The sequence below is a fragment of the Cytobacillus sp. SAFR-174 genome (assembly GCF_051964675.1).
GTDB lineage: Bacteria > Bacillota > Bacilli > Bacillales > Cytobacillaceae > Cytobacillus.
The window spans coordinates 199,154-219,785 of sequence record NZ_JBQCMZ010000002.1; the positions used below are offsets into that span (position 1 = coordinate 199,154).

The 20,632-nt window shown below is 40.4% G+C and carries 22 protein-coding genes; 15 read left to right on the forward strand and 7 right to left on the reverse strand.

Translation table 11 applies throughout. From position 1 onward, the window contains the following. Window positions 1–211: 211 nt before the first annotated feature. Window positions 212–979 carry a CsxC family protein gene (locus ACTHRG_RS03235; RefSeq protein ID WP_061791759.1) on the reverse strand — a complete coding sequence of 256 codons (768 nt, stop codon included), beginning with the start codon at window positions 977–979 and terminating at the stop codon, window positions 212–214. A 175-nt stretch (window positions 980–1,154) separates the two neighbouring features. Between ACTHRG_RS03235 and ACTHRG_RS03240 the strand changes: the two genes are divergently transcribed. Continuing rightward, entirely contained in the window at window positions 1,155–2,342 is a 1,188-nt protein-coding gene (locus ACTHRG_RS03240) for a ParM/StbA family protein (RefSeq protein ID WP_197199846.1), read from the forward strand. Window positions 2,343–2,344: 2 nt separating this feature from the next. Further along, window positions 2,345–2,716 (forward strand): hypothetical protein, encoded by a 372-nt coding sequence (locus tag ACTHRG_RS03245; protein ID WP_061791757.1) that lies wholly within the window; start codon window positions 2,345–2,347, stop codon window positions 2,714–2,716. 88 nt (window positions 2,717–2,804) lie between these two features. On the opposite strand, the gene ACTHRG_RS03250 is transcribed toward ACTHRG_RS03245, so the two are convergent. Continuing rightward, complete coding sequence (locus ACTHRG_RS03250) at window positions 2,805–3,407, reverse strand: CotY/CotZ family spore coat protein (RefSeq protein WP_061791756.1); 603 nt, start codon at window positions 3,405–3,407, stop codon at window positions 2,805–2,807. Window positions 3,408–3,662: 255 nt separating this feature from the next. Between ACTHRG_RS03250 and ACTHRG_RS03255 the strand changes: the two genes are divergently transcribed. Then, a complete protein-coding gene (locus ACTHRG_RS03255; RefSeq protein WP_076257823.1) occupies window positions 3,663–5,036 on the forward strand; it encodes an N-acetylmuramoyl-L-alanine amidase in 1,374 nt (457 codons plus the stop codon). Window positions 5,037–5,079: 43 nt separating this feature from the next. Here the strand turns inward: ACTHRG_RS03255 and trhA are convergent, their stop codons facing one another. Further along, entirely contained in the window at window positions 5,080–5,727 is a 648-nt protein-coding gene (gene trhA / locus ACTHRG_RS03260) for a PAQR family membrane homeostasis protein TrhA (RefSeq protein ID WP_076257822.1), read from the reverse strand. A 144-nt stretch (window positions 5,728–5,871) separates the two neighbouring features. On the opposite strand from trhA, the gene ACTHRG_RS03265 reads away from it, so the two are divergent. Both ACTHRG_RS03265 and ACTHRG_RS03270 read left to right on the forward strand, forming a co-directional pair. Then, window positions 5,872–6,426, forward strand: coding sequence for a DUF1836 domain-containing protein (locus ACTHRG_RS03265; RefSeq protein ID WP_076257821.1), 555 nt, complete (start codon window positions 5,872–5,874; stop codon window positions 6,424–6,426). After that, a complete protein-coding gene (locus ACTHRG_RS03270; RefSeq protein WP_175609077.1) occupies window positions 6,416–6,586 on the forward strand; it encodes a hypothetical protein in 171 nt (56 codons plus the stop codon). The genes ACTHRG_RS03265 and ACTHRG_RS03270 overlap by 11 nt, the downstream gene beginning before the upstream one ends. A 421-nt stretch (window positions 6,587–7,007) precedes the next feature. Here the strand turns inward: ACTHRG_RS03270 and ACTHRG_RS03275 are convergent, their stop codons facing one another. Further along, window positions 7,008–7,838 carry an undecaprenyl-diphosphate phosphatase gene (locus ACTHRG_RS03275; protein WP_048011828.1) on the reverse strand — a complete coding sequence of 277 codons (831 nt, stop codon included), beginning with the start codon at window positions 7,836–7,838 and terminating at the stop codon, window positions 7,008–7,010. A 347-nt stretch (window positions 7,839–8,185) separates the two neighbouring features. On the opposite strand from ACTHRG_RS03275, the gene ACTHRG_RS03280 reads away from it, so the two are divergent. The 5 genes from ACTHRG_RS03280 (at window position 8,186) to ACTHRG_RS03300 (ending at window position 12,870) form a co-directional block, all read left to right on the forward strand. Beyond that, window positions 8,186–9,244: a multicopper oxidase domain-containing protein gene (locus ACTHRG_RS03280; RefSeq protein WP_076257820.1), complete on the forward strand. Its 1,059-nt coding sequence runs from the start codon at window positions 8,186–8,188 to the stop codon at window positions 9,242–9,244. A 121-nt stretch (window positions 9,245–9,365) separates the two neighbouring features. Beyond that, complete coding sequence (locus ACTHRG_RS03285; RefSeq protein ID WP_076257819.1) at window positions 9,366–10,718, forward strand: right-handed parallel beta-helix repeat-containing protein; 1,353 nt, start codon at window positions 9,366–9,368, stop codon at window positions 10,716–10,718. After that, window positions 10,708–11,181 (forward strand): nitrous oxide reductase accessory protein NosL, encoded by a 474-nt coding sequence (locus ACTHRG_RS03290; protein WP_076257818.1) that lies wholly within the window; start codon window positions 10,708–10,710, stop codon window positions 11,179–11,181. The genes ACTHRG_RS03285 and ACTHRG_RS03290 overlap by 11 nt, the downstream gene beginning before the upstream one ends. 35 nt (window positions 11,182–11,216) lie before the next feature. After that, window positions 11,217–12,170, forward strand: coding sequence for an ABC transporter permease (locus ACTHRG_RS03295; RefSeq protein WP_076257817.1), 954 nt, complete (start codon window positions 11,217–11,219; stop codon window positions 12,168–12,170). A 1-nt stretch (window position 12,171) separates the two neighbouring features. Beyond that, the gene (locus ACTHRG_RS03300; protein ID WP_076257816.1) at window positions 12,172–12,870 is read left to right on the forward strand and encodes an ABC transporter ATP-binding protein; all 699 of its coding nucleotides are present in this window, start codon (window positions 12,172–12,174) and stop codon (window positions 12,868–12,870) included. A gap of 18 nt (window positions 12,871–12,888) precedes the next feature. Here ACTHRG_RS03300 and ACTHRG_RS03305 read toward each other — a convergent pair whose 3' ends face one another. Then, window positions 12,889–14,160: a TolB family protein gene (locus tag ACTHRG_RS03305; RefSeq protein WP_440230578.1), complete on the reverse strand. Its 1,272-nt coding sequence runs from the start codon at window positions 14,158–14,160 to the stop codon at window positions 12,889–12,891. A gap of 489 nt (window positions 14,161–14,649) precedes the next feature. On the opposite strand from ACTHRG_RS03305, the gene ACTHRG_RS03310 reads away from it, so the two are divergent. The 4 genes from ACTHRG_RS03310 to ACTHRG_RS03325 all read left to right on the forward strand — a co-directional run bounded on the left by ACTHRG_RS03310 (window position 14,650) and on the right by ACTHRG_RS03325 (window position 17,793). Further along, window positions 14,650–15,879, forward strand: coding sequence for a CNNM domain-containing protein (locus ACTHRG_RS03310; RefSeq protein ID WP_440230579.1), 1,230 nt, complete (start codon window positions 14,650–14,652; stop codon window positions 15,877–15,879). Window positions 15,880–16,071: 192 nt separating this feature from the next. Continuing rightward, complete coding sequence (locus tag ACTHRG_RS03315) at window positions 16,072–16,221, forward strand: hypothetical protein (RefSeq protein ID WP_175609184.1); 150 nt, start codon at window positions 16,072–16,074, stop codon at window positions 16,219–16,221. Window positions 16,222–16,434: 213 nt separating this feature from the next. Further along, window positions 16,435–17,070, forward strand: coding sequence for an FMN-dependent NADH-azoreductase (locus ACTHRG_RS03320; RefSeq protein WP_440230580.1), 636 nt, complete (start codon window positions 16,435–16,437; stop codon window positions 17,068–17,070). Between the two features lie 123 nt (window positions 17,071–17,193). Then, complete coding sequence (locus ACTHRG_RS03325) at window positions 17,194–17,793, forward strand: YdcF family protein (protein ID WP_076263361.1); 600 nt, start codon at window positions 17,194–17,196, stop codon at window positions 17,791–17,793. 44 nt (window positions 17,794–17,837) lie between these two features. Here ACTHRG_RS03325 and ACTHRG_RS03330 read toward each other — a convergent pair whose 3' ends face one another. Further along, entirely contained in the window at window positions 17,838–18,266 is a 429-nt protein-coding gene (locus ACTHRG_RS03330; protein WP_076263359.1) for a cell wall hydrolase, read from the reverse strand. Window positions 18,267–18,374: 108 nt separating this feature from the next. Continuing rightward, complete coding sequence (locus ACTHRG_RS03335; RefSeq protein ID WP_286149096.1) at window positions 18,375–19,517, reverse strand: CAP domain-containing protein; 1,143 nt, start codon at window positions 19,515–19,517, stop codon at window positions 18,375–18,377. Between the two features lie 225 nt (window positions 19,518–19,742). Between ACTHRG_RS03335 and speD the strand changes: the two genes are divergently transcribed. After that, window positions 19,743–20,567, forward strand: coding sequence for an adenosylmethionine decarboxylase (gene speD, locus ACTHRG_RS03340; protein WP_035330912.1), 825 nt, complete (start codon window positions 19,743–19,745; stop codon window positions 20,565–20,567). The last annotated feature ends 65 nt before the right edge of the window (window positions 20,568–20,632 follow it).

The following is a 20,632-nucleotide window of genomic DNA, read 5'->3' on the forward strand; positions in this document are numbered from 1 at the left end:
GAAATCATGATAATCACATCCTATGCATGATAATCGTCTATGTTTGGGCGCTTACCTATGTAAAACCAGATAACTGCCAAAACGAAAAATGGGTATAGGGAAGTTTGATAGGTGAATGTCATTTTAAGGGCTTTTGAATATGATGCTAGTAAACAAACATAAAAAAGCAATACCTGTCCCCGAAAAGGAACAGGTATTGCCAGTCGCTGTATTAAAGTGCTGTTACTCTGACTTGCTGGTTTTGAAGAACTTTCACAGTAAACTGCAAGAACATTTTTTCAGAGATCGTTTCGAATGTTCCTTCCTGCCAGTTTGCACTGTTGTGGAATGGCTTGCGGTCAAGAGCTTCATCCCATTCTGTAATCCTGCTTGAGATCAACTCGCAATATGGCATTTGATTGTAAAACTGGCTGCTGTCCTGATGGAACTGGGAAAGATCGCTGGAAAGGAAGTGATCTTTTTCAGGATAGCCATGTCCAAGGTCCTGCTGTCTGAAGAAATCAAATTCTGCACGTGCATTCTGGAAAGGAAGCTGAGGAGTTCTATCAAAATCATCTTCTGCAATTTCGACGACACATTCAAAAGGCACATCAGTTGTCAGTGACCGCATCTCCGAGTTCACACAAACCCCTGAATTGTAGCAAGGTGAAGCATATTGAATGTTTTTTCGTACATATCCTTTGATGAATAAATGATAGGAACCTTCCACAAAAGGATTCGTTCCTGCTGCAACACCTGGAAGAAGAAGCTTGCACTGGACGATTTGAACTCTCTTTTTAATATCTTTTATTTCCAGGACTGGCTCCGGAAACTTGATTTTTGCTGCAAGGTTTGTCCTAATATTCAAAACAGCAAGTTCAACAGGTACTCTAATGATGGCTTCACCTGCGTCTGCAATAGGAGTGGATCCAGGAGAATAAGCACACTCTCCCACATTAGCAGACACATTAATATCTACGCATTTGTTATCTTTTTTCAATGTTGTTCCTCCTTAATAAATTTACTTCAAGATATACTATGCAAATCCTTATTTGAATGCATTGGACAAACATGGAAATTTAAAGGGTTGATGCAATGGCGGATAAAATGTGAAAGGGTACGGGCACAATTGGACTTCTATCACGCATAAGATTCAAAAGGAGGAGTGAGGAGAAATGGATAGACATAATTTTCTTGCTGTAGATATCGGAAACAGCTGGTATAAGGCATTAGCTTCTGAAAATGGTATTCATTCGGAATATCAAATTCCAAATGCTATTGCTCTTTTTGATGAAGAATTTTACGAAAAGCCATACGATGATGATGATATAGTGTTTGAAGAAAATTTAATTGTGGAGGTAAAGAGCCAGGCTGTTGTAGATCGAAGGGAAATATTCTATATCGGCAAAGGAGCGGCTAAACAGCGGGACGTAAGCCTGACTGCATTCAATAACCAGAAAGTTGATGAAGACAGAACCTATTTGCTGCTATTTGGCCTTGCAGGCTATCATGCTGCTCTTCAGCATCCCGAAGAAACAGAAATCACCTATTCTATTGATCAATTAGCTGTATCTCTTCCAACAACACAGTATAAAGAGAGAAAAACCCGCCTTAAAGACAAATTGGCTGGAACACACACAATCATTTTTCATAAAGTTCCCGGAATATCTGAACCAAAGGAGTTAACTGTTAAAGTCAGCATCAATGATGTAATTGTCGGTGCTGAAGGTGCGTGTGCCTATTTGGGGTTAACCAGAGATCAGGAAACCTTGAACATTAAGGATGAAGAGCTTGTTAAAGAATCACAAAAAGGAATCATCATTGGCGACCTTGGAGGAGACTCAGTCGATTTTGTGGGAATAAAAAATAATAAGCCTGTCGCATCTGTAGAGGGGGAGCCTTTCGGGATCAACCAATTTCTGGACCACATCATTCAAAGGGTGAGTAAAAAGGAAATGTACCGATTTGACTCCCGTGCCGAACTGGAGGAAAAATTGGCGGAAGGGCCTTCAGGATGGTATGTCGAGCCTTTTGCAGGGGTCAGAAAGGATATAAGCAAATACATTTTGCCGCAGTTAAAGTCGATGGCAATCAAATACCTGGAGCATTTTGATCGTGTAAGGAGCAGCTCATCAGAGATTAAAGGGGCTGTCCGGTATATTGCTGTAGGAGGAGCAGCCAAACTCGCCCAAAAGCAAATTCAGGAAGCTGCCGCGAAATGGTCGGATAGAGGAAGGCCAATTGAATTAACGTTTCCTGAAAACATGGAAAAATTAAATGTTCTTGGCCTTATGATTCTGGCAAAAATGAATCAGCTTAAAAGGGAAAAAGAAAGTAATCATTCCATTTCAAACAGAGGTTAAGGATGATGGAAAAGTTGAGAACTTATACCGACTATGCGAATAAAACAGCCTTAACAATCCCGGATCATTTCATTGATGTCAAAACCGGCAATTCAGTAAAAGTATCACAGAAGATTCAGGAACAAGTCGACTATCATTCAAATAATAATACACTGATCCATTTAGTTCTGTCAGCTTTGAACAGCTATCTACATCCAAAAAATATGAACAGTGATATTATACTTTCAGAAATTCATGAAATTAAGAAAATGATGCAGTCAGGCTACGCTGCAGGCCAGACGCCAGCATATAAAGAGACAGTTTTTCACGGCTCAAAACAAGATGAGGTTGATTTAAAAGAAGTAGAGGATGTGCTGGAGGCATTTGGAGGATAATATTCTAAAATACCAAAAAAGGTGCACCATGCCACAAGGGTGTACCTTTTTTGGTTGCCTGCTTAAATTAGGATGAGCCATGAAACTTTTATAAGCGGACGGCAGGAAGACAGGTTACAGCACAAAAACAGGAAAGATCCACATTTATGCAAATGCCTGTAGGAATGAGATCCTCTACGTTTTCACAGTCGATTTGGCTGCAAGGGGAACAGAAATCTTTTGTATGCGATTTAAATGGATCTTTAGAGGATTTACATTGCTTGAACGTCAACAGTTCCAATACAGCGCATTTGCCATCAAATTCTTTTATTCTAAAAATGAATGATGTAATACAAGCAAATTTCTTTTCCTTAGAATGATGAGTGAATGTAGTAACACCTGTGGCTTTAAATGGTTCACAGCTCCCGCAATATAAAAGGAAAGGAATTGTATTCTTTTTTGGTTTCTTATGTCCTCCCATAAGGTCATCAATGGATTCCCGGCAGGAACTCCTGCAGTCATCATCCATACCCGCTTTTTTCTGTGCTCTGAAAATGGCTTCCAAAACCTCATCAACACAATTTTCATAGAAATTTTTCCGGTGTTTCCCCTCGTCCCATTCCGGTTTTATATGACAATCACAGTCATAATCATGCTCATGGCAAAAATCATGCCTTTCAAAGTCTTTATTTTTTTTCCCGCACAAACCCATGATTTTTCACTCCCTGAAAAATTAGTTCCACCATTAGCATACGGCTGCACGAAAGATTTTGAATGAGAATGCCGCCTATAAAAAGATAATTTTTTGTGATTCCTATTATGGGCAGCAGAAACGCATGGTCATGTGTACAAGCCATCTCTGCATGTAAACATAAAATATTACTGGCAAGTACTTGCTGTGTTAAATTGACTTATAATGACAGAAAAGCTTCAGGCCTTTGAAATACCATATTAAGGAGTGAATACAATGAAGCTTTATTTAGACCCTGGACATGGAGGGACGGACCCGGGCGCTCAGGGAAACGGTATAAGAGAAAAGGACATTGCGCTTGATATCGCAAAAAATATAAAAAACATCTTAGTTGCAGGTTATCAGAATGCAGAAGTAAAAATGAGCCGTGAAAATGATGCGACTAAAAGTCTGAACCAAAGAACCTCTGAAGCCAATAGCTGGGGCGCTGACTTTTACCTGTCCATTCACTGCAATGCAGCAAATGGTGCAGCGAGGGGATATGAAGATTTCATTCATAACAGCTTAAGAAACTCTTCGCAGACCGGCCTTATTCAGAATAGTATTCATGCTGAAGTCATTAAACTGAATAATCTTATTGATAGAGGGAAGAAGAAGGCAGACTTTCATGTGCTGCGTGAATCTGCCATGCCTGCCATGTTAACAGAAAATGGGTTTATAGATAATTCAGCTGATGCCGCTTTAATGAAAGATCCGCTGTGGAGACAAAGAGTGGCACAGGGACATGTTAATGGGATTGTAAGGGCCTTTAATCTTAAAGCAAAAACAGCTGTTCCGCCAAAGCCTCCAAAGCCAGTCGATCCCAGTAACCTGTACAGAGTGATTGCCGGGTCATTTACAAATAGAAAAAATGCTGAGGACAGGGGCTCTCTTCTAAAAAACAAGGGCATTGAATCGGTTATAGCCATTGCTAAAATATCAGGCACAGTCTGGTACCGTGTACAGGCCGGGGCTTTCAGTACAAAGGAAAATGCAGAAAAGCAGCTGGAAACAGTAAAAAAAGCAGGCATAACGGATGCCTATATACAATCAGACGCTCCATCGGCAGTTCCTTCTGAACCCAGAGGGTATTCCATTCTTGGCGCAACTCATTTGTCCGCTGAGCATATGAATCAATATGCAAAACAGATAAACCCGAATGCCCCCAATTTAGGTTCATTCTATTCAGCTTTTGGAGAATATTACGGAATCAGAGGGGATGCAGCTTTTGCACAGGCCATGCATGAAACCAACTTTCTGCGATTTACCGGTGATGTTAAAGCTGGCCAAAATAACTTTGCAGGCATTGGCGCAACAGGGAATGGAGCGAAAGGAGCAAGCTTTTCCACACAAGAGGAAGGCGTTTTGGCACATTTACAGCATTTATATGCCTACGCTTCGACACAGCCCCTGCCTACCAAATACACGATGGTGGATCCGCGTTTCAGTCTGGTGAAAAGAGGCTCTGCAAAGCTATGGAAGGAATTGAACGGAAAATGGGCAGTACCCGGTACTAATTATGCTGAATCCATCATGAACATCTACAAAAATATGGTCACATTTTCCAATGAAAAACTGGAAGCTGTTTTGAAGGATATAGAAGGCAGCTAATCAAAAAAAGCGGACTGAACAGTGTCCGCTTTTTTACTATCTATTAAATCACATACATAAACACACAAAGAAAATGAGCCATGCTTCCCATCATAATGAAAATATGAAAAATCTCATGAAAACCCATATGATCGAACTCAAGGAATTTTGGTTTAACAGCATAAATCACTCCGCCGATCGTGTAAAGGATGCCTCCAAGTAAAAGAAGCAGAACCCCTGCTGAGCTTAATGATTCAGAAAGAGGTGAGAAAGCGAAAACGATAATCCATCCCATGGCAATGTATAACGCTGTTGAAAGCCAGCGAGGACAGTTAAACCAAATCATTTTAAACAGAATGCCTGACAAAGCAACAGCTGTAACAATTCCAAATAGAACCCAGCCGGTCACACCATTTAAAGTAATGAGGCAAAAAGGTGTATACGAACCTGCAATCAATACATAAATCATAGAATGATCAAGCTTTCTTAAAAAGGCAATGACTTTATCCTTGGCGATGACCATATGGTAGGTAGCTGATGCTGAATACAGAAGCATCAAACTGATTCCAAAAATAGCAACAGCCGTAATGGCAATTGGTGAAGAGGTTGTCAGCGAGGCTTTGATCACCATAGCAAGCAATCCGGCAAAGGATAAAATGGCTCCTGCTAAATGGGTTAGTCCGTTGATGGGCTCCCGGATGTACGAATTCATACTATCTCCTCCTAATGTTCTTATATGTAGTTTCTATAACTACTTATTATAATATATACAAAACAGCATCTAGTCAATATTTACAATCTGCGTATTTTTAAGTAGAATTTACATAACGACAAATGAGAGGTTTGAGGGATTGTTATGGAACTGGAGAAACTCATAGCGGATAACCAAATTCAATTGGAAGATATACCGCAAATAGATTTATATATGGATCAGGTAATCCAGCTTTTTGAAAATACTTTTGGCAGCACGACGAGAAATGAAGAAGAAAAAGTGCTGACTAAGACAATGATAAATAACTATGCAAAAGGGAAGTTGTTTTTTCCGATTAAAAATAAAAAATATTCAAAGGAGCACCTTATATTAATTGCTTTTATCTATCAGCTAAAAGGGGCTCTATCCATAAACGACATTAAGAGCCTGCTAAATGACGTCAACTCGGGGACGGCTGAAGGAAAGTTGGATTTGGACCATTTTTATCAGCTTTACCTTGATTTGGCGAAACTGAATGCCGATGCATTTATGAACGATCTGGAAAGTCAGGCGGGCAGGGCGGCAGAACTAAACGAAGGGCAGCCGGCACAGCTCGAAAAAGTCCTGCTCGCAGCTTCACTGGTTCACATGAGCAATTTGTACCGCAAAGCAGCTGAGCGCATTGTGGATGAAGTAAAGGAGACAGGCGATGAGAAATAGAAAAGCGGGTACCTTCCTTAGAAAAAAAGAAAAACGAAAACCAGGATGGCTGCGCGAAATCTCGGACGAGATCCTCGATTCAATTGCTGTAGAATTCTTTATTCGGATCATACTGTGGATACCGCGGTTAATTATCAGCTTTCTTAAAAATGTGTTTTGATAATGGGATTGTTGGAATGGGCGTTGATAGGGGACATCCAGCCCGATGTGTTTGAACCTGGAGCAGCTTCGGACACAAAAAGAGTAAATCAGGGAGTCTGAGTCAAAACATGAAACAACTTCAGACTCAAAAAGGGAAAATCCAAGTGTCTGAGTCCGAACCTGAGGCAACTTCGGACACAAAAAGGGAAAATCCAGGTGTCTTAGTCCGAACCTGAGGTAACTTCGGACACAAAAAGCAATAATCATGGAGTCTGAGTCAGAACATGAAACAACTTCAGACACAAACAGCCACAATCCCGAAATCTGAGTCCGAACCACCTTCCCATAATACAAATCCTCACCATAAACAAATCCCCGCATCGGAAATCAGCAGGCTCCAAACATACAAAAACCCGGGCTGCCACAGCCCGGGTTCATTTTTATAGAAATACGAAATAGATAACCCCCGCCAGAACAATCCTGTAAATGGCAAAAGGTATCAGTTTAATCTTGCCGATAATCTTCAAGAAGAAGCGGATCGAAACTAATGCAAAAATAAATGCACTGATGAATCCTGCAATAAAGAACGGAAGCGCCTCGACTGAAAAGTATTCAAGATTCTTTATTAATGAAAGAAAACTTGCACCCGCCATGATCGGCACTGCCATGATAAAAGTAAAATCAGCTGCAGCGCGGTGTGACAGGCCAAGCAGCACGCCGCCGGAAATGGTGGAACCTGAACGCGAGAATCCAGGCCATAGGGAGAAACACTGTATCAATCCAATAGATAAAGCCTGTTTATAGGTGATTTGATCAACAGAAACTGTCTTCGGGTTTTTGCCTCCAAAAATATCAGCAAAAATCATTAGAAAAGCACCAATAACTAAACCAATCAGTACCGTCTCAGTTGAAAACAGGTGTTCATCAATATAATCCTCAAATAAAACGCCAAGAATCCCTGCTGGAATTAACCCGACAATGACTTGAGATAATTTCAGGCGGCTTTGTTTTTCTTCAGAGCTTTTACCCCGCCCACCTAGACCAAGCATTTCAATGAATCGGTCTCTAAAAATGATCACAACCGCTAAAATGGAACCGAGCTGAATAACGACTTTAAAGGTATTGGCTTCATATTTAGACAAAAACTCTTTTGTATTTAGCCACATATCATCCACAATAATCATATGTCCTGTCGATGACACTGGGGCAAACTCTGTCATTCCTTCAACAAACCCCAATATAATTGCTTTCAAAATCATAATAAAATCCATAACTGTTACATTCTCCTTTTAATCTGATGCAAACAACTCCATTTAATGATTATAAACCATTTGAGATAGATAGGAACACTATTTTACAAAGTAATATAGTTGTAAACTGTCTATTAATTCAGCGGAAAATGTACTAAAAGTGATTTGTAGCACTGGTCAATACCAGGCAGAAATCTCCGTTCAAAGTCTTAGAAATCTAATAGGATCTCAGTAAAAAATAGTTCGATCACTAATTCACAAACTCTTCACAGAATTACATAGTCTTGTGAGAAAAATCACCAATTTCAGAGCTGATTTCCCATATGATAAAAGCAGATAAACCAATCGATTATAAGGAGGAAATCAAAATGAAAAAAGGAGTAAAATATCTGCTTACTTCCGCAATTGGCATAGGCTTGCTAACGGGATGCAGTCAGGGGGCAGCACCGGAAAATTCCCTTCAGCCTGAGGAAAAAGTCCTTGCAGCAGAAACCCAGCCTGAAGCAATCGCTCCGCACAAAGATTTAAATCAGGAGCCTATACCATTGAAGATTGAAAGAGTCGGGGCGAATGAAGTGAATGTCGAAATGACTTCCCAAATTACAGATATTGAAATCGACAAAGGTAAATTCTATAAAGCGTGGACATTTAACGGGGAAGCTCCGGGACCGGTAGTAGTTGTCAATGAAGGGGACACAATTAATTTCACTTTAAAAAACATGGATCCGGCTATACCGCACAGCATGGACTTCCACGCTGTACACGCAGCTCCGTCAAAAGACTTCTCGAACGTCAAGCCTGATGAAACGGGAACATTCAGTTACCCTGCCAATAAACCGGGGGTGTTTATGTATCACTGCGGAACTTCACCGGTATTATCACATATCGCAAACGGAATGCACGGAACGATCATTGTAAAGCCAAAAGCCGGCTATCCGACTGATAAAGAGATTGATAGAGAATACACAATTATTCAAAACGAATGGTATAAATACAACGACCTTGATGATTTTACAAATGGTGTTCCGAGTCATGTGGTTTTCTCAACAAAAGCGCTAAAAGAGGGAGACCCTAATACAAATGGCGATACGTTCACACTTAAGGACAATCCGCTTCTCGCTAAAGTAGGGGATAAAGTGAGGATCTATGTAAACAATGTGGGGCCAAATGAAGTAAGCTCTTTCCATGTGGTTGGTACGGTGTTTGATGATGTATACATTGACGGCAACCCTTTTAACCATTACAAAGGTCTCCAGACGGTCATGCTCCCGGCGAGCGGCGGAGCTGTTGTGGAATTTACCGTTACGAAGGAAGGCAGCTACCCAATCGTGACGCATCAATTTAACCACGCACAAAAAGGAGCCGTCGCCATTCTAAAGGTAACAGAGACCGGTGAAGACGACGGCAAGGCTACAATGAGCCATTAAATATAAATAAAAACTCAACTTAAACTAAATTATACAAGAAAAAAATAAAAAATGAAATCACTTTTTCCGGCTGTCTGCTAAAGATAGCCGGATAGTGAAGTATCGGGCAGGTGATCGCTGAATGTATAAAAAAATCGGATGGTTTGTATTATTTTTCAGTATGATCCTGGCCGGAAAAGCTTCCGCTCAGGAATTCTCTGCAGCCTCATCAAAAGAGCTGAGAGAAGCCTTGTCGGATCCGAGTGTATCAGTCATTAAATTACATTCTGAAAAATATGAAGGCAATTTTTCAATAGAGAGAAAAGTTCATATTATCGGGGATAAAGGAACAAGAATTATAGGATCTGAAAATGGCCATGTGCTGACAATCTCAGCTGATGATGTCATAGTGGAAAACTTGGAAGTGGAAGGCAGCGGATCACAGAATGCCGGAATCTATGTGACAGGAGACCGTGCCTATCTTCACCATATAGCGCTGAGGAATGTTTTTCACGGCATATATGCAAGGAATTCATATGGACACCGGTTTGAAAATAATATCATTACAAGCTTCCAGAGTAAGGACCGTCACAAGGGCTTTGGCATCTATTTGGTTGAATCTCCAAATACTGCGGTTAGAAATAATTACTTCTACCACACGCAGGACGGTGTTTATGTGTCCTATTCTGATTTTTGCGAAGTTATGGGAAACAGCATGTCCAAAGCACGCTATGGCGTGCACACAATGGATTCCCGAAATGTATTAATTGCAGATAATAGGGTGACCGAAAGCGTTAATGGGCTCATGATCATGCAAAGCAATGAAGTATTTATTCTTGAGAACTATTTTTATAAGAATACTGAAAATGAGGGTGCCGGGATTTTTATGTATGACACATTTGATTCCAAAATTGCTTCCAATATTGTGAGGGGCAATTACAGGGGTATGATTCTTGAAAACGCACAGCGGAACCGACTTGAATTTAATCAGGTTCAGGAGAATGATACCGGGCTGGAAATGGGGAAGAACTCAAATAATAACACCATTTATTTAAATAACTTCTCGGGGAATACAAGGCAAATCATTTCCGAAAAAGATAACAGGAATCTATTCAGTAAGGATACTTATGGCAACTATTTTGATGATCATCCTTTATTGAATTTGGATCATGACCATAAAGTGGACTTTGCCTACAAAAGCGGTGATGTTTTTTATCAAATGGCAGATAAAGAACCTTTACTGCAGATCTTTTATCAAAGTCCGGCCGTAGAATTGTGGAATATGATTGAACAATACACTCCGATTCCATCTGATGCTTTTATCATAGATGAGTCACCGCTTGCTGAAGCTGCGCCTGTAAAACAGAAAGAACTCAAATCAGAAAAAAGGAATGCCTCTCCAAGCCGTGATTCTTCTTTAATCCTGTTCTTTTTCCTTATCGCTTTAACAAGTTTGCTTATCTTGAATTATGGGAGGAAGCACCATGAAATTTAGACCTGTACTCCTAATGGCTGTTCTCGCAATATTGCTGAGTGCCTGTTCTTCAGCAGCATCCGAACCGGCTGAAATTAAACTGAATCAGGATAACTGTGCTAACTGTAACATGGGAATTGCTGATTTGGAATCATCAGCACAGCTTATTTTAAAAAGCGGTGAGCCTGTATTGTTCGATGATATTGGGTGTATGACACACTATTTACAGACAGAGAAGCCTGAATATGAGGCAGCCTTTGTTCATGATTATCTCAGCAGGGAATGGATATTGTTTGATGCTGCTGCATTTATACAGCACAGCGATATTGATAGCCCCATGAGCTATGGAATAGCAGCTTTTGAATCATTGAAAAAAGCCGAGGAATACCGGAAAAAGCACGGTGGAACTGTGTACTCTATAGATGAGCTTCTGGAAGCTGATATGAAGAGCTTTAAAGGAGACGGAAAGAATCACAGCCATTAACGAGATAAATACCCTCAGCACGAGGAGGAATCAATATGAATCCCGGACTTTTGTATTCTATGACAAAACATGAACTTCGGCTGCTGTTAAGAAGCAGATGGCTTTTTAATTTTATGATTCTATTTTTCTTTCTGGCAGTTCTCCTTTATTTGTATGGCCTTCAGTCTGTAAAATCCGATCCCGCTGAAGTAACGTATGGGCTGGAGGGTGTTAATGACAATATTGAGACAATGGGTGTGAACCCGGAATATTACGGCCTTAAAGAAATAAAGGCGGAAGAGGGCAATGCAGCGGGATTCAGCCAGTCTGCCTACAACCGTTCGATTGCCATGCTGATCAATCTATCTCTTTGGATGATTCCGGTGATCTGCATGATTCTTGGAGGGAGTTCCATTATTGCCGATAAAGAAAATGGGAGATTATCCTTATACAGAACTTATCGGGCATCTTCAGGATATTATCTGATCAGTAAATTCCTGGCTTTAGTTCTCTCGTTATTCTTTGCAGCAGGTATTTCGTATGGGTTATTCGGCTTAATTTTCTCTTTGGCTGGAAGCTCTTTTGCAGCCCATATCTATCAGGTTTTTCTGCTGGTGAACATGTTTTTAATCCTTGTATTCTCAGCGGCATCCTTACTGATTGGAGCCCTTTCCAAAACAAGGATGCAGGGATTGTCCGCAGCCATTATATTATGGATTCTAATGGTGTTTGTATACGAATTTATCATCTTTTCTGTCATCGGGTGGGTTCCATATGCATTCAAGCAAAACAGCCTGTTCTTGTTTATCCTTCTGAACCCGGTTGAATCCGTCCGCGTATGGTCGATCTCTAAACTGAATTCTGAATATGTATTCGGTCCTGAATATTTAATAATTGAAAAGTGGGGCGCAAATGGCTCTTTAACTCTTGCCCTTACAATATCCATTACCCTCATAATTCTAATTACCATTCTATCTTCAGCCCGGCTTTTAACGAAAAGAGGTGTATAAGATGATAATGGAATTGAAGGAGTTATCCAAAGCATATAAAAACAAGACAGCATTAGCACCGCTGAATCTCCACCTTGATCAGGGGGAATGTATCGTATTGTGCGGGGGGAATGGAGCGGGAAAAAGTACGATGATTAAAATGCTTACAGGTGTTGAAAGTCCCACTACTGGAAGTGTAATGTTCCATTCGAAACAGCGGAAGCCATTTGCTTACATGCCTGACCAAATGATGTTCCCAGCAGAGCTTACACCCTATGAAATCCTTGATTATTATGCTCGATTTTTAAACAAAGACAAGGAAACGATCAAATTAGTTTTAGAAAAAACAGGCTTATGGAGGGAACGGAACCAGAAAGCTGGAGGATTTTCAAAAGGGATGAGTCAGCGGCTTAATCTGGCTCAGTGTCTGCTCGCCGATACGGACATCTATATCCTTGATGAACCGACAGACGGATTAGATCCCTATTGGGTTATTCAGCTGAAAAAGATAATAAAGGAGTTGAAAGAGAAGAATAAAACGATCATTATCAGCAGCCACATTATGAGGGACGCCATAGAAATCGCCGACAAACTGATTATCTTATTTAACGGGAAAATAAAATTTCACGGAACACTTGATCAAGCTTACAAAGAATACAAATGTTCCTCATTAGAGGAGGTATTCCTTTCTATACACAAAAAGGAACACCAATCGGACTAAAACAAAGAGCGATTCCATTTAGGAACCGCTTTTTTGACATCTGTTTTCATAAAATGAATATTGTTCAACATCCTTTGCCCATACCTTCGCATTTTTCCCACTAAGCTCAGCAGCCCATATGTCTCCTTTTTGCCCGGCAAGCTTTTTTCTGACCCAAGTTAATTTGCCGGCCGTCTTTAAATAAAGAGGGTTATAATCTCCAATTGAATTTTTGGGATAGGTGATTCTCGTCTGCTGGGTCATGTTGAGCTGAATCAGACATAGTGTTGGTTCGGGCCGCCTTTGCGGATCGTTTGACCATTCACTTTCATCCACGCGTGAAGCTACGAGCCTTTCATTATCCACCCACGTAAAGCCCATTTCCGCAAATTTAGCAGGGGTAAGGTTCAAGGTTTTAAAAGCTGGCAATTCAGCCACCTTCAATTTTTTGTTTTTGAAGCCCATGACAATTCTGCCCCCGCCAGCAATGTAGCCCAATAAATTCCTGCCCGGCGCCCACTTAGGAACGTCCAGATGAAGGATCATCTCATCAATAACTTCAAAATTCTTCCCATCAGGAGAAATAACACAAACCATATCACTGTCCATGGCCAGGGATGCAGTTGGACTCACTATGAAAGAAATCCATTTCCCGTCTGGTGAGAATTCCAATGTGGTAGCGTTTATAGACATAATGGATGCCTTGCCGTTGCCTATTTTCTTAGGTATAGTAAAGATCGGTTTCACATGCTGAGTCAAATTCATATCCTCAAGCTGTTCCGGCAGCTGAACCTTATATAAAATGGGACTGGTCCAGCCGTCCGGCTTTAAGACGGCGCTTGAAGATAAAATAAATCCTTTTCCGTCAGGATACCAATTATAATCATCTACTCCTAAAGCGATATTATAGAATTGATTCATATCCGATATGTTTAAGACTCCGTGGCTGGTGAAAGCAATCCTATAATCGGAAGGTGCCCATTTGGCATTCCCGCCGCCTTGAAAAATCCTTTTATGCTTCTTTGACTTTACATTGAATACCCATATCTCTGTGCTGTTTCCCATATCAGGCGAATGGGGTTCCTGCGATTTCTTTTCATATAGGAGCCATTGGCCATCATAGGACCACTTAGGCGTATTTGTGAAATTTCCAGGTTCAGCAGTAATCTGTTCCTCAGCCGCTCCTATCTTGATCCACAAATAGCCATTTCGTATAAAAGCTGCCTGCAAATGATCTTCTGCCGTATCTCCCCATGCATCTGACGGGATAATAAGCAGTAAGCAGCAAAGCAGCAAAAGCAGCTTGCGCATATCCTTCTCATCTTCCTTCAAGTTATTTAATCATGCTTATTATGGACAAAGAGAGTTATTTTATCGCAGTCTAACGGGCAATAAGACCCCCACTTCAAGACTTAGTTGAATCAAAGAAGGATAAGTGGGGGTCAACTGCCCGTAAGGCCCGATTGGTGAGATACAGTGAAACTTGCCGACGCGCAGGCAGAGGCTTAGTTGAACCAATCGGGTTCGTAGTGTCGATTGATCGAAGCGCTAGCGGAGATCTTAGCGACACTAGAACGCGACTAACAATCAGTGGGGGATAAGGAAAACCCCCACTGATTGAAGTTTCACTTTATTGAAAGCAAATGAAAAGAGCAGATTGAATAAATGCTTTAAATTTTCGATATAATTTCAATTACTTTATAATGATGGATTAGCAGACAAAATTGTCCAGCTCCGTTTTTTCGGATGTTAATGGGGTAAAAACAATTAAAAATGGATTAATATTGGAGGAAATCAACTTTGTTCATTGCTATTTTGTTTTTTATGTTCATGTCCTTTTTCCTGTCGGGAAGTGAGACTGCCTTAACTGCTGTTAACAAAATGAAATTAAAATCCAGAGCAGATAATAATGATAAGAAAGCACAAAGAATTTTGGATGTGGTGTCAAAGCCTGATGAGATGATTACATCCATATTGATTGGCAATAATATTGCTAATATTATGCTGCCTACACTGGTTACCATAATTGCGCTTGATTATGATTTCAATGTAGGGGTGGCAACAGGAATTCTGACTGTAGCATTAATTTTATTTGCGGAAGTTCTGCCAAAGTCCATCGCAGCAAGCTTTGCCGACAAAATTGCTTATCTTGTATTTCCGGTCATTCGAATTCTTATGCTGATTTTAAAGCCGGTCACTTTTCTAATATCCAGGTTCACGAGGGTAATTATTAAATTTCTTTCTAAAAATGATGTGGGTTCAGTATCTGTATCCAAGGAAGAGCTCATTACCATGGTTGATATAGCTACAAGCGAAGGAACCTTCCATGAAGAAGAAACACAGCGAATTAAAGGGATCATTGATTTTTATAATTTAGATGTCAGTGATGCGCTAAAAACGCCGCGAATGGAAATTGAAGGCATTCCATATGAAGCAACGATAGAAGAAGCAAAGAATATAGTGTTGGATAATCGTTTTACAAGGTATCCGGTGTATAAAGATAATATGGATAACATTGTCGGGGTTTTCCATGCTAAGGTTTTGCTCTCCTGGTCCAATCAGCCTGAGAAGTCCCTGAAGGATTTTACTGATTTAGAGCCTTTATTTGTATATGAATTTCATAGCATTGACAAGGTATTCAAAATGATGATGAAAGAAAGGAAGCATCTTGCCATTGTACTTGATGAATATGGCGGGACGAAAGGCATCATCACACATGAGGATATTCTTGAAGCGATGCTGGGCCAGGAAATTGAAGATGAAACGGATGAAAACGCGGAAGTGCTGATCGACGAATTAACGGAAAATCATATTATTGTTCACGGCAAATTGGCAATCCGCAGAATTAATGAAGTCTTTAAAACAAAAATCCCCGAAGAGGAAGACATCCTTGCAGGATTTTTACTAAAAGAACTGGGTCATTTTCCAGAAGAAGGAGAAACATTCGAATACCATCATCTGCATTTTGAAATAAAATCAATAAAAGACAATAGGATTAAGCTGGTCGAAATTAAGAAAAAAACACCTTGATGTATATAAGCATTATTTCCGGACGGGAATAATGCTTTTTTACTATCCATTTAAAGAAAGCAGGATAAAACCAACAGGAGGATGGGAACAATAGGTACAGGAAAATAAATAAATAATTTTTATTTTTCTGAAAATATAGGTCCTTTTTAGTATATAATAGAATAAAAATAACAAATTTGAGGTGACTTTATCATGGAAAATAAACCCTTTCATTATGACGGAAGCTTACAAATGAACTATGAAAAAGATGGAGAAGCAAGTTCAAGCATTCCTTTTGAACTAACAGATGAAATGAGAAAAAATATCGGAACCAATCCGTATTCACCTGAAATCCAAGAATAATTAAGGACCCGATCAGGGGTCTTTTTTTTGTGGATTATTATTCATTTATTATGGGTATTAAAAATAGCATGAGCAAATCATTTGAAAATCTTTTTTGTTTTGAATATGATTATCTCGGATTAAGAATAAAAATGATCATACTGCAGGATGAATACATATTTTACTTCTGATTCAAACTAAATTGACTACTTAAATTGGAAAGGTGATAAAATTATGGCTCAGGTTTTATACATTACAGCACACCCTCATGATGATAAGGTGTCATACAGCATGGCAGCAGGAAAGGCATTTATTGATTCCTACAAGGAAGCTAATCCAAATGACGAAATCGTTCATATTGATTTATACAAGGAAAATATCCCGGCAATTGATGTGGATGTTTTCAGCGGATGGGGCAAGCTTCAGTCAGGCAAAGGTTTTGATGAACTGTCAGAAGATGAAAAGACAAAAGTAGGCCGGTTATCCGAACTAAGCGAGCAGTTTGTTGCCGCTGATAAATATGTGTTTGTAACACCGCTTTGGAACTTCTCATTCCCTCCAGTCATGAAAGCGTATCTTGATTCAGTGGCTGTAGCCGGCAAGACGTTTAAGTATACGGCTGAAGGCCCAATCGGGTTATTGACTGACAAAAAAGCGATTCACATCCAGGCTCGTGGGGGCATCTATTCCGAAGGGCCTGCAGCAGAGATGGAAATGGGTCACCGCTATTTAACAGTATTAATGCAATTCTTCGGCGTTCCTTCATTCGAGGGTCTGTTTGTGGAAGGGCACAACGCAATGCCTAATAAAGCTGAAGAAATCAAGGCTGACGCCATTGCCCGTGCAAAAGACAAAGCGAAAACATTCTAAACAAAAGCAGCGGATTTCCGCTGCTTTTTCTTTTTGACTAGGCATATATAAGGAGAGCTCTTGTCCCGGAAGAATAGTATAATACAGGAAGAATAGAAGCTGGGAACGAAAGGGGGACGTTTCATGAAAATCTCGGAATTCAGCCCCAGCCATTTAAATGAGGATGATGTTTCCAAGCTGCTTTATGATGGGATTGAGGATAATCTGCAAAAAGGAGATTTAATTTTTGTGCCTGGAAGCAGCAAAGCAGCAGAATACCGATTGCCTGAAGCGATCAGGATATACAAGGAAGGAAGGGCAAAAAAGCTGCTTTTGTCAGGTGGTGTAAAATGGCCCGGCCAGGACATGACTGAAGCTGAAATGTTAATGAAAAAAGCCATTATGTACGGAATTCCTCGAAATGATCTCTTCATTGAAAATAGTTCTCTCCATACAAAAGAAAATGTGCTTGCCTCCATGCTGGTTATGGACCGGATGTGCGGGCTGGAGAACATCTCCAATATCATTGTTGTAACTGCTCCTTTTCATATGAGGAGGCTGCACTTAACATTATTGACGTACATGCCAAATTGGATTAACTATTCTCTCGTATGTTCTGATGATGGTTCAACCGGGAAAGAGCAATGGAAGCAGCATCCTTATGGGAGAAAAAGAGCGTTTGATGAAGCAGGAAAAATAATTGATTACGTGAAAAAAGGCATTCTGATTGATCAGGAAATGTAATGATGAGAAAAGTCCCCGCCAGTATCCATCTGGCAGGGATTTTTTTAAAATGTATTATAAATATTCTCGCATTCTTCCGCTGTAGGCTCGTAAAAGCAATGCAGCTTAAATCTTCCGGCTAAGGGCTGATTGTACCATGTGGGCGGACATTCGCCAGGCGGCCGGAAATACCATAGTGCAAATTTGGATGGCCAGATCCGCTCACCACGTACAGCCCTTCGCGCGAGTCTTCTTTCCACTTCCCTTGCCCTCTGATAAAAATAGCCTTTTTGGACAGCTTCAAAAGCATGTGGCTGGTAAATCATTTGCGGTATGGTGCGAATACCAACGAAATCAGAACAATTTGCCCTGATACGGTTAATCCCCACATTTCCCACCATTAACATGCCCTGCTGGCCTTCGCCTTCAGCTTCTGCCCGAAGAAGGCGGGCAAGCAAATCTATATCTTGTTCTCGTGCCTTCACCACTGCCATTCTGTCTCACCCCAATTCCTCTAATTTTATATAGGCTGATATAGGGTATGCACATAAGAGTGGAATGTGCTTTTTACAAGGAAAAAGCTCCGGCAGAAGCTGGAGCTTTTAGTTGGCATAAAAATTTTCCGTATAATAAGGCTGTGATTTTGAATTAAAAGCGACACCGACACCTAAAAATTCATAATCCGCACGCAGAATATTTTTGCGGTGGCCGAGTGAATTCATTAACCCTTCGTGAGCAAAGATACTGCTGAATTGACCGGAAGCAAGGTTTTCCCCGGCTAACATAAATGAAACTTCATCCGCCTGCATTCTGTCAAAAGGGGAGAGGCCCTGCAGGTTGGTATGGTCAAAATAATTGTTCTCTGCCATATCGCTGCTGTGCTTACGCGCCGTTTCCTTAACAGTATCGTCCCACTCCAGAACGGGCACTCCATGATTTACTCTCTCGGCATTGGTAATGTCGAAAAGCTGCCATTCAAATCCTTCTTTTAAAACACTGCTGGCATTTGCATAAAAGGATTCTTTTTGCTTTTCGAGTGATTTGCTGATTATTTGAATGGATGTGACCGTATTGTCACGATGCTTATCATAAAAAATGGTTACGTAATTCCCATCCAGTTCGTATAAGTCATAATCACGATTCTCTTCAAGCTGAAAGATGACCAAATCCTTTCTCATACTGTCAAGCGGCTTTCCAAGCTGCTCCGCCACGGATGACTTTGGCGTCCCGTAGGCAATCTCTTTTGTGGAAGAAATCAGATCCTGATTTGTATAGATGCCCGCTGCTTTTTCCTGTTTGTCATAAGCGACCATTACGAAATTTTGATAGTGATCATGATAGGCATGCCAGTCTGTTCCATATTCATTCGCCGAGATACGATTCGAGGGACCAAGATTTTTTTCGATTTCCGCCTTATCATCACCTATTTCTATATTATGAATAGAAAAGGTTTGTTCCTCAGGAGCTTCCAAAACCGGTTTTTCTGCTTTATCCTCAGTTGAAAGATTTTTTTCCCCGGTATATTGACTGATTGTCAGGAGAAATTGATCCGCCCAGTTTTGGGCCTCTTCCATCATGCCGGTAATTACATTCTGGAGGTCTTTATTGTCTTTAAAAAACTGAATATCCGTTTTTATATTATCCATTACAGTTCCTGAATTAGTATCATCTGCTGATTTCTCATCCGGCTGTGAAAAGGCGAAACCGAGAAATAACAAGATAAGTATAAATAAAACCTTCCTCAAATAATCTCCTCCCATGCACCTTTCAACCCAATATCAAAGGTATGCCCATTCATTATAAGATCTAAAATTCCGGAAATGCAAAACATTGCGGCCATCCTTATTTTTCTACCCTGTTTGCCTGTCACTTTAACCGTGATTCGATATTTTCCGTTTTTAAGTGAAAAGTTTGGGTAACATAATTATAAAAATGAAAATGAACAGATGAGCTGCAAAGGGGGAAGCATGTTGAAACTAACACCGGAACAAAGAATTGAGCTGCATGGATTTAATAATCTGACGAAATCACTCAGCTTTAATATGTATGATATCTGTTATACGAGGACAAGAGAAGAGCGTGAAGCCTATATAGATTATATTGATGAGGAATATAGCGCGGAACGGCTCACAAAAATACTTACGAATGTTTCCGATATTATTGGTGCCCATGTCCTGAATGTGGCACAGCAGGATTATGTGCCACAGGGTGCAAGTGTGACGGTCCTTGTATCTGAAGGGCCAGTAGTGGAGGTACCGGCTGAATCTTATGATGAATCTCCCGGACCGCTGCCGGATAACGTAGTCATGCAGCTGGATAAAAGCCATATTACGGTTCATACCTATCCTGAATATCATCCTGACGAAGGAATCAGCACATTCAGGGCTGATATTGATGTATCCACCTGCGGAGAAATTTCCCCGCTAAAAGCCCTTAATTACCTGATCCATTCCTTTGACACTGATATCATGACCATCGATTACAGAGTCAGGGGATTTACACGGGACAAGGACGGGAAAAAACTTTATATCGACCATGATATCAGTTCGATCCAAAATTATATTCCTGACGAAGCAAAAGAAGATTTTGATATGATCGACGTAAATATTTATCAGGCACATACCTTTCATACCAAATGTAAAATAAGGGACTTCGATTTGGATAATTATTTATTTGGTTACACAAAGGACAAGCTTGATCCAAAAGAGGCCGAAGAGATTACTGAGCGGCTCACAACAGAGATGGACGAAATTTTTTACGGGAAAAATATTAAACCCGGTTCTATATCAGAGTGAAGGCTCCCAATCAGGGAGTCTTTTGTCATAATCCCCCGAAATCAGGAAAAGATATAGAATAACGA

What these genes read in the sequence shown, in the direction of transcription:
- ACTHRG_RS03250 (WP_061791756.1), bottom strand. Translation starts at nt 3,407, where the DNA reads ATGGGTTTGTGCGGGAAAAAAAATAAAGACTTTGAAAGGCATGATTTT.
- trhA (WP_076257822.1), bottom strand. Translation starts at nt 5,727, where the DNA reads ATGAATTCGTACATCCGGGAGCCCATCAACGGACTAACCCATTTAGCA.
- ACTHRG_RS03270 (WP_175609077.1), top strand. Translation starts at nt 6,416, where the DNA reads ATGAGAAATAGAAAAGCGGGTACCTTCCTTAGAAAAAAAGAAAAACGA.
- ACTHRG_RS03300 (WP_076257816.1), top strand. Translation starts at nt 12,172, where the DNA reads ATGATAATGGAATTGAAGGAGTTATCCAAAGCATATAAAAACAAGACA.
- ACTHRG_RS03305 (WP_440230578.1), bottom strand. Translation starts at nt 14,160, where the DNA reads ATGCGCAAGCTGCTTTTGCTGCTTTGCTGCTTACTGCTTATTATCCCG.
- ACTHRG_RS03325 (WP_076263361.1), top strand. Translation starts at nt 17,194, where the DNA reads ATGAAAATCTCGGAATTCAGCCCCAGCCATTTAAATGAGGATGATGTT.
- ACTHRG_RS03295 (WP_076257817.1), top strand. Translation starts at nt 11,217, where the DNA reads ATGAATCCCGGACTTTTGTATTCTATGACAAAACATGAACTTCGGCTG.
- ACTHRG_RS03280 (WP_076257820.1), top strand. Translation starts at nt 8,186, where the DNA reads ATGAAAAAAGGAGTAAAATATCTGCTTACTTCCGCAATTGGCATAGGC.
- ACTHRG_RS03290 (WP_076257818.1), top strand. Translation starts at nt 10,708, where the DNA reads ATGAAATTTAGACCTGTACTCCTAATGGCTGTTCTCGCAATATTGCTG.
- ACTHRG_RS03285 (WP_076257819.1), top strand. Translation starts at nt 9,366, where the DNA reads ATGTATAAAAAAATCGGATGGTTTGTATTATTTTTCAGTATGATCCTG.
- ACTHRG_RS03330 (WP_076263359.1), bottom strand. Translation starts at nt 18,266, where the DNA reads ATGGCAGTGGTGAAGGCACGAGAACAAGATATAGATTTGCTTGCCCGC.
- ACTHRG_RS03275 (WP_048011828.1), bottom strand. Translation starts at nt 7,838, where the DNA reads ATGGATTTTATTATGATTTTGAAAGCAATTATATTGGGGTTTGTTGAA.
- ACTHRG_RS03245 (WP_061791757.1), top strand. Translation starts at nt 2,345, where the DNA reads ATGATGGAAAAGTTGAGAACTTATACCGACTATGCGAATAAAACAGCC.
- ACTHRG_RS03315 (WP_175609184.1), top strand. Translation starts at nt 16,072, where the DNA reads ATGGAAAATAAACCCTTTCATTATGACGGAAGCTTACAAATGAACTAT.
- ACTHRG_RS03320 (WP_440230580.1), top strand. Translation starts at nt 16,435, where the DNA reads ATGGCTCAGGTTTTATACATTACAGCACACCCTCATGATGATAAGGTG.
- ACTHRG_RS03255 (WP_076257823.1), top strand. Translation starts at nt 3,663, where the DNA reads ATGAAGCTTTATTTAGACCCTGGACATGGAGGGACGGACCCGGGCGCT.
- ACTHRG_RS03240 (WP_197199846.1), top strand. Translation starts at nt 1,155, where the DNA reads ATGGATAGACATAATTTTCTTGCTGTAGATATCGGAAACAGCTGGTAT.
- ACTHRG_RS03265 (WP_076257821.1), top strand. Translation starts at nt 5,872, where the DNA reads ATGGAACTGGAGAAACTCATAGCGGATAACCAAATTCAATTGGAAGAT.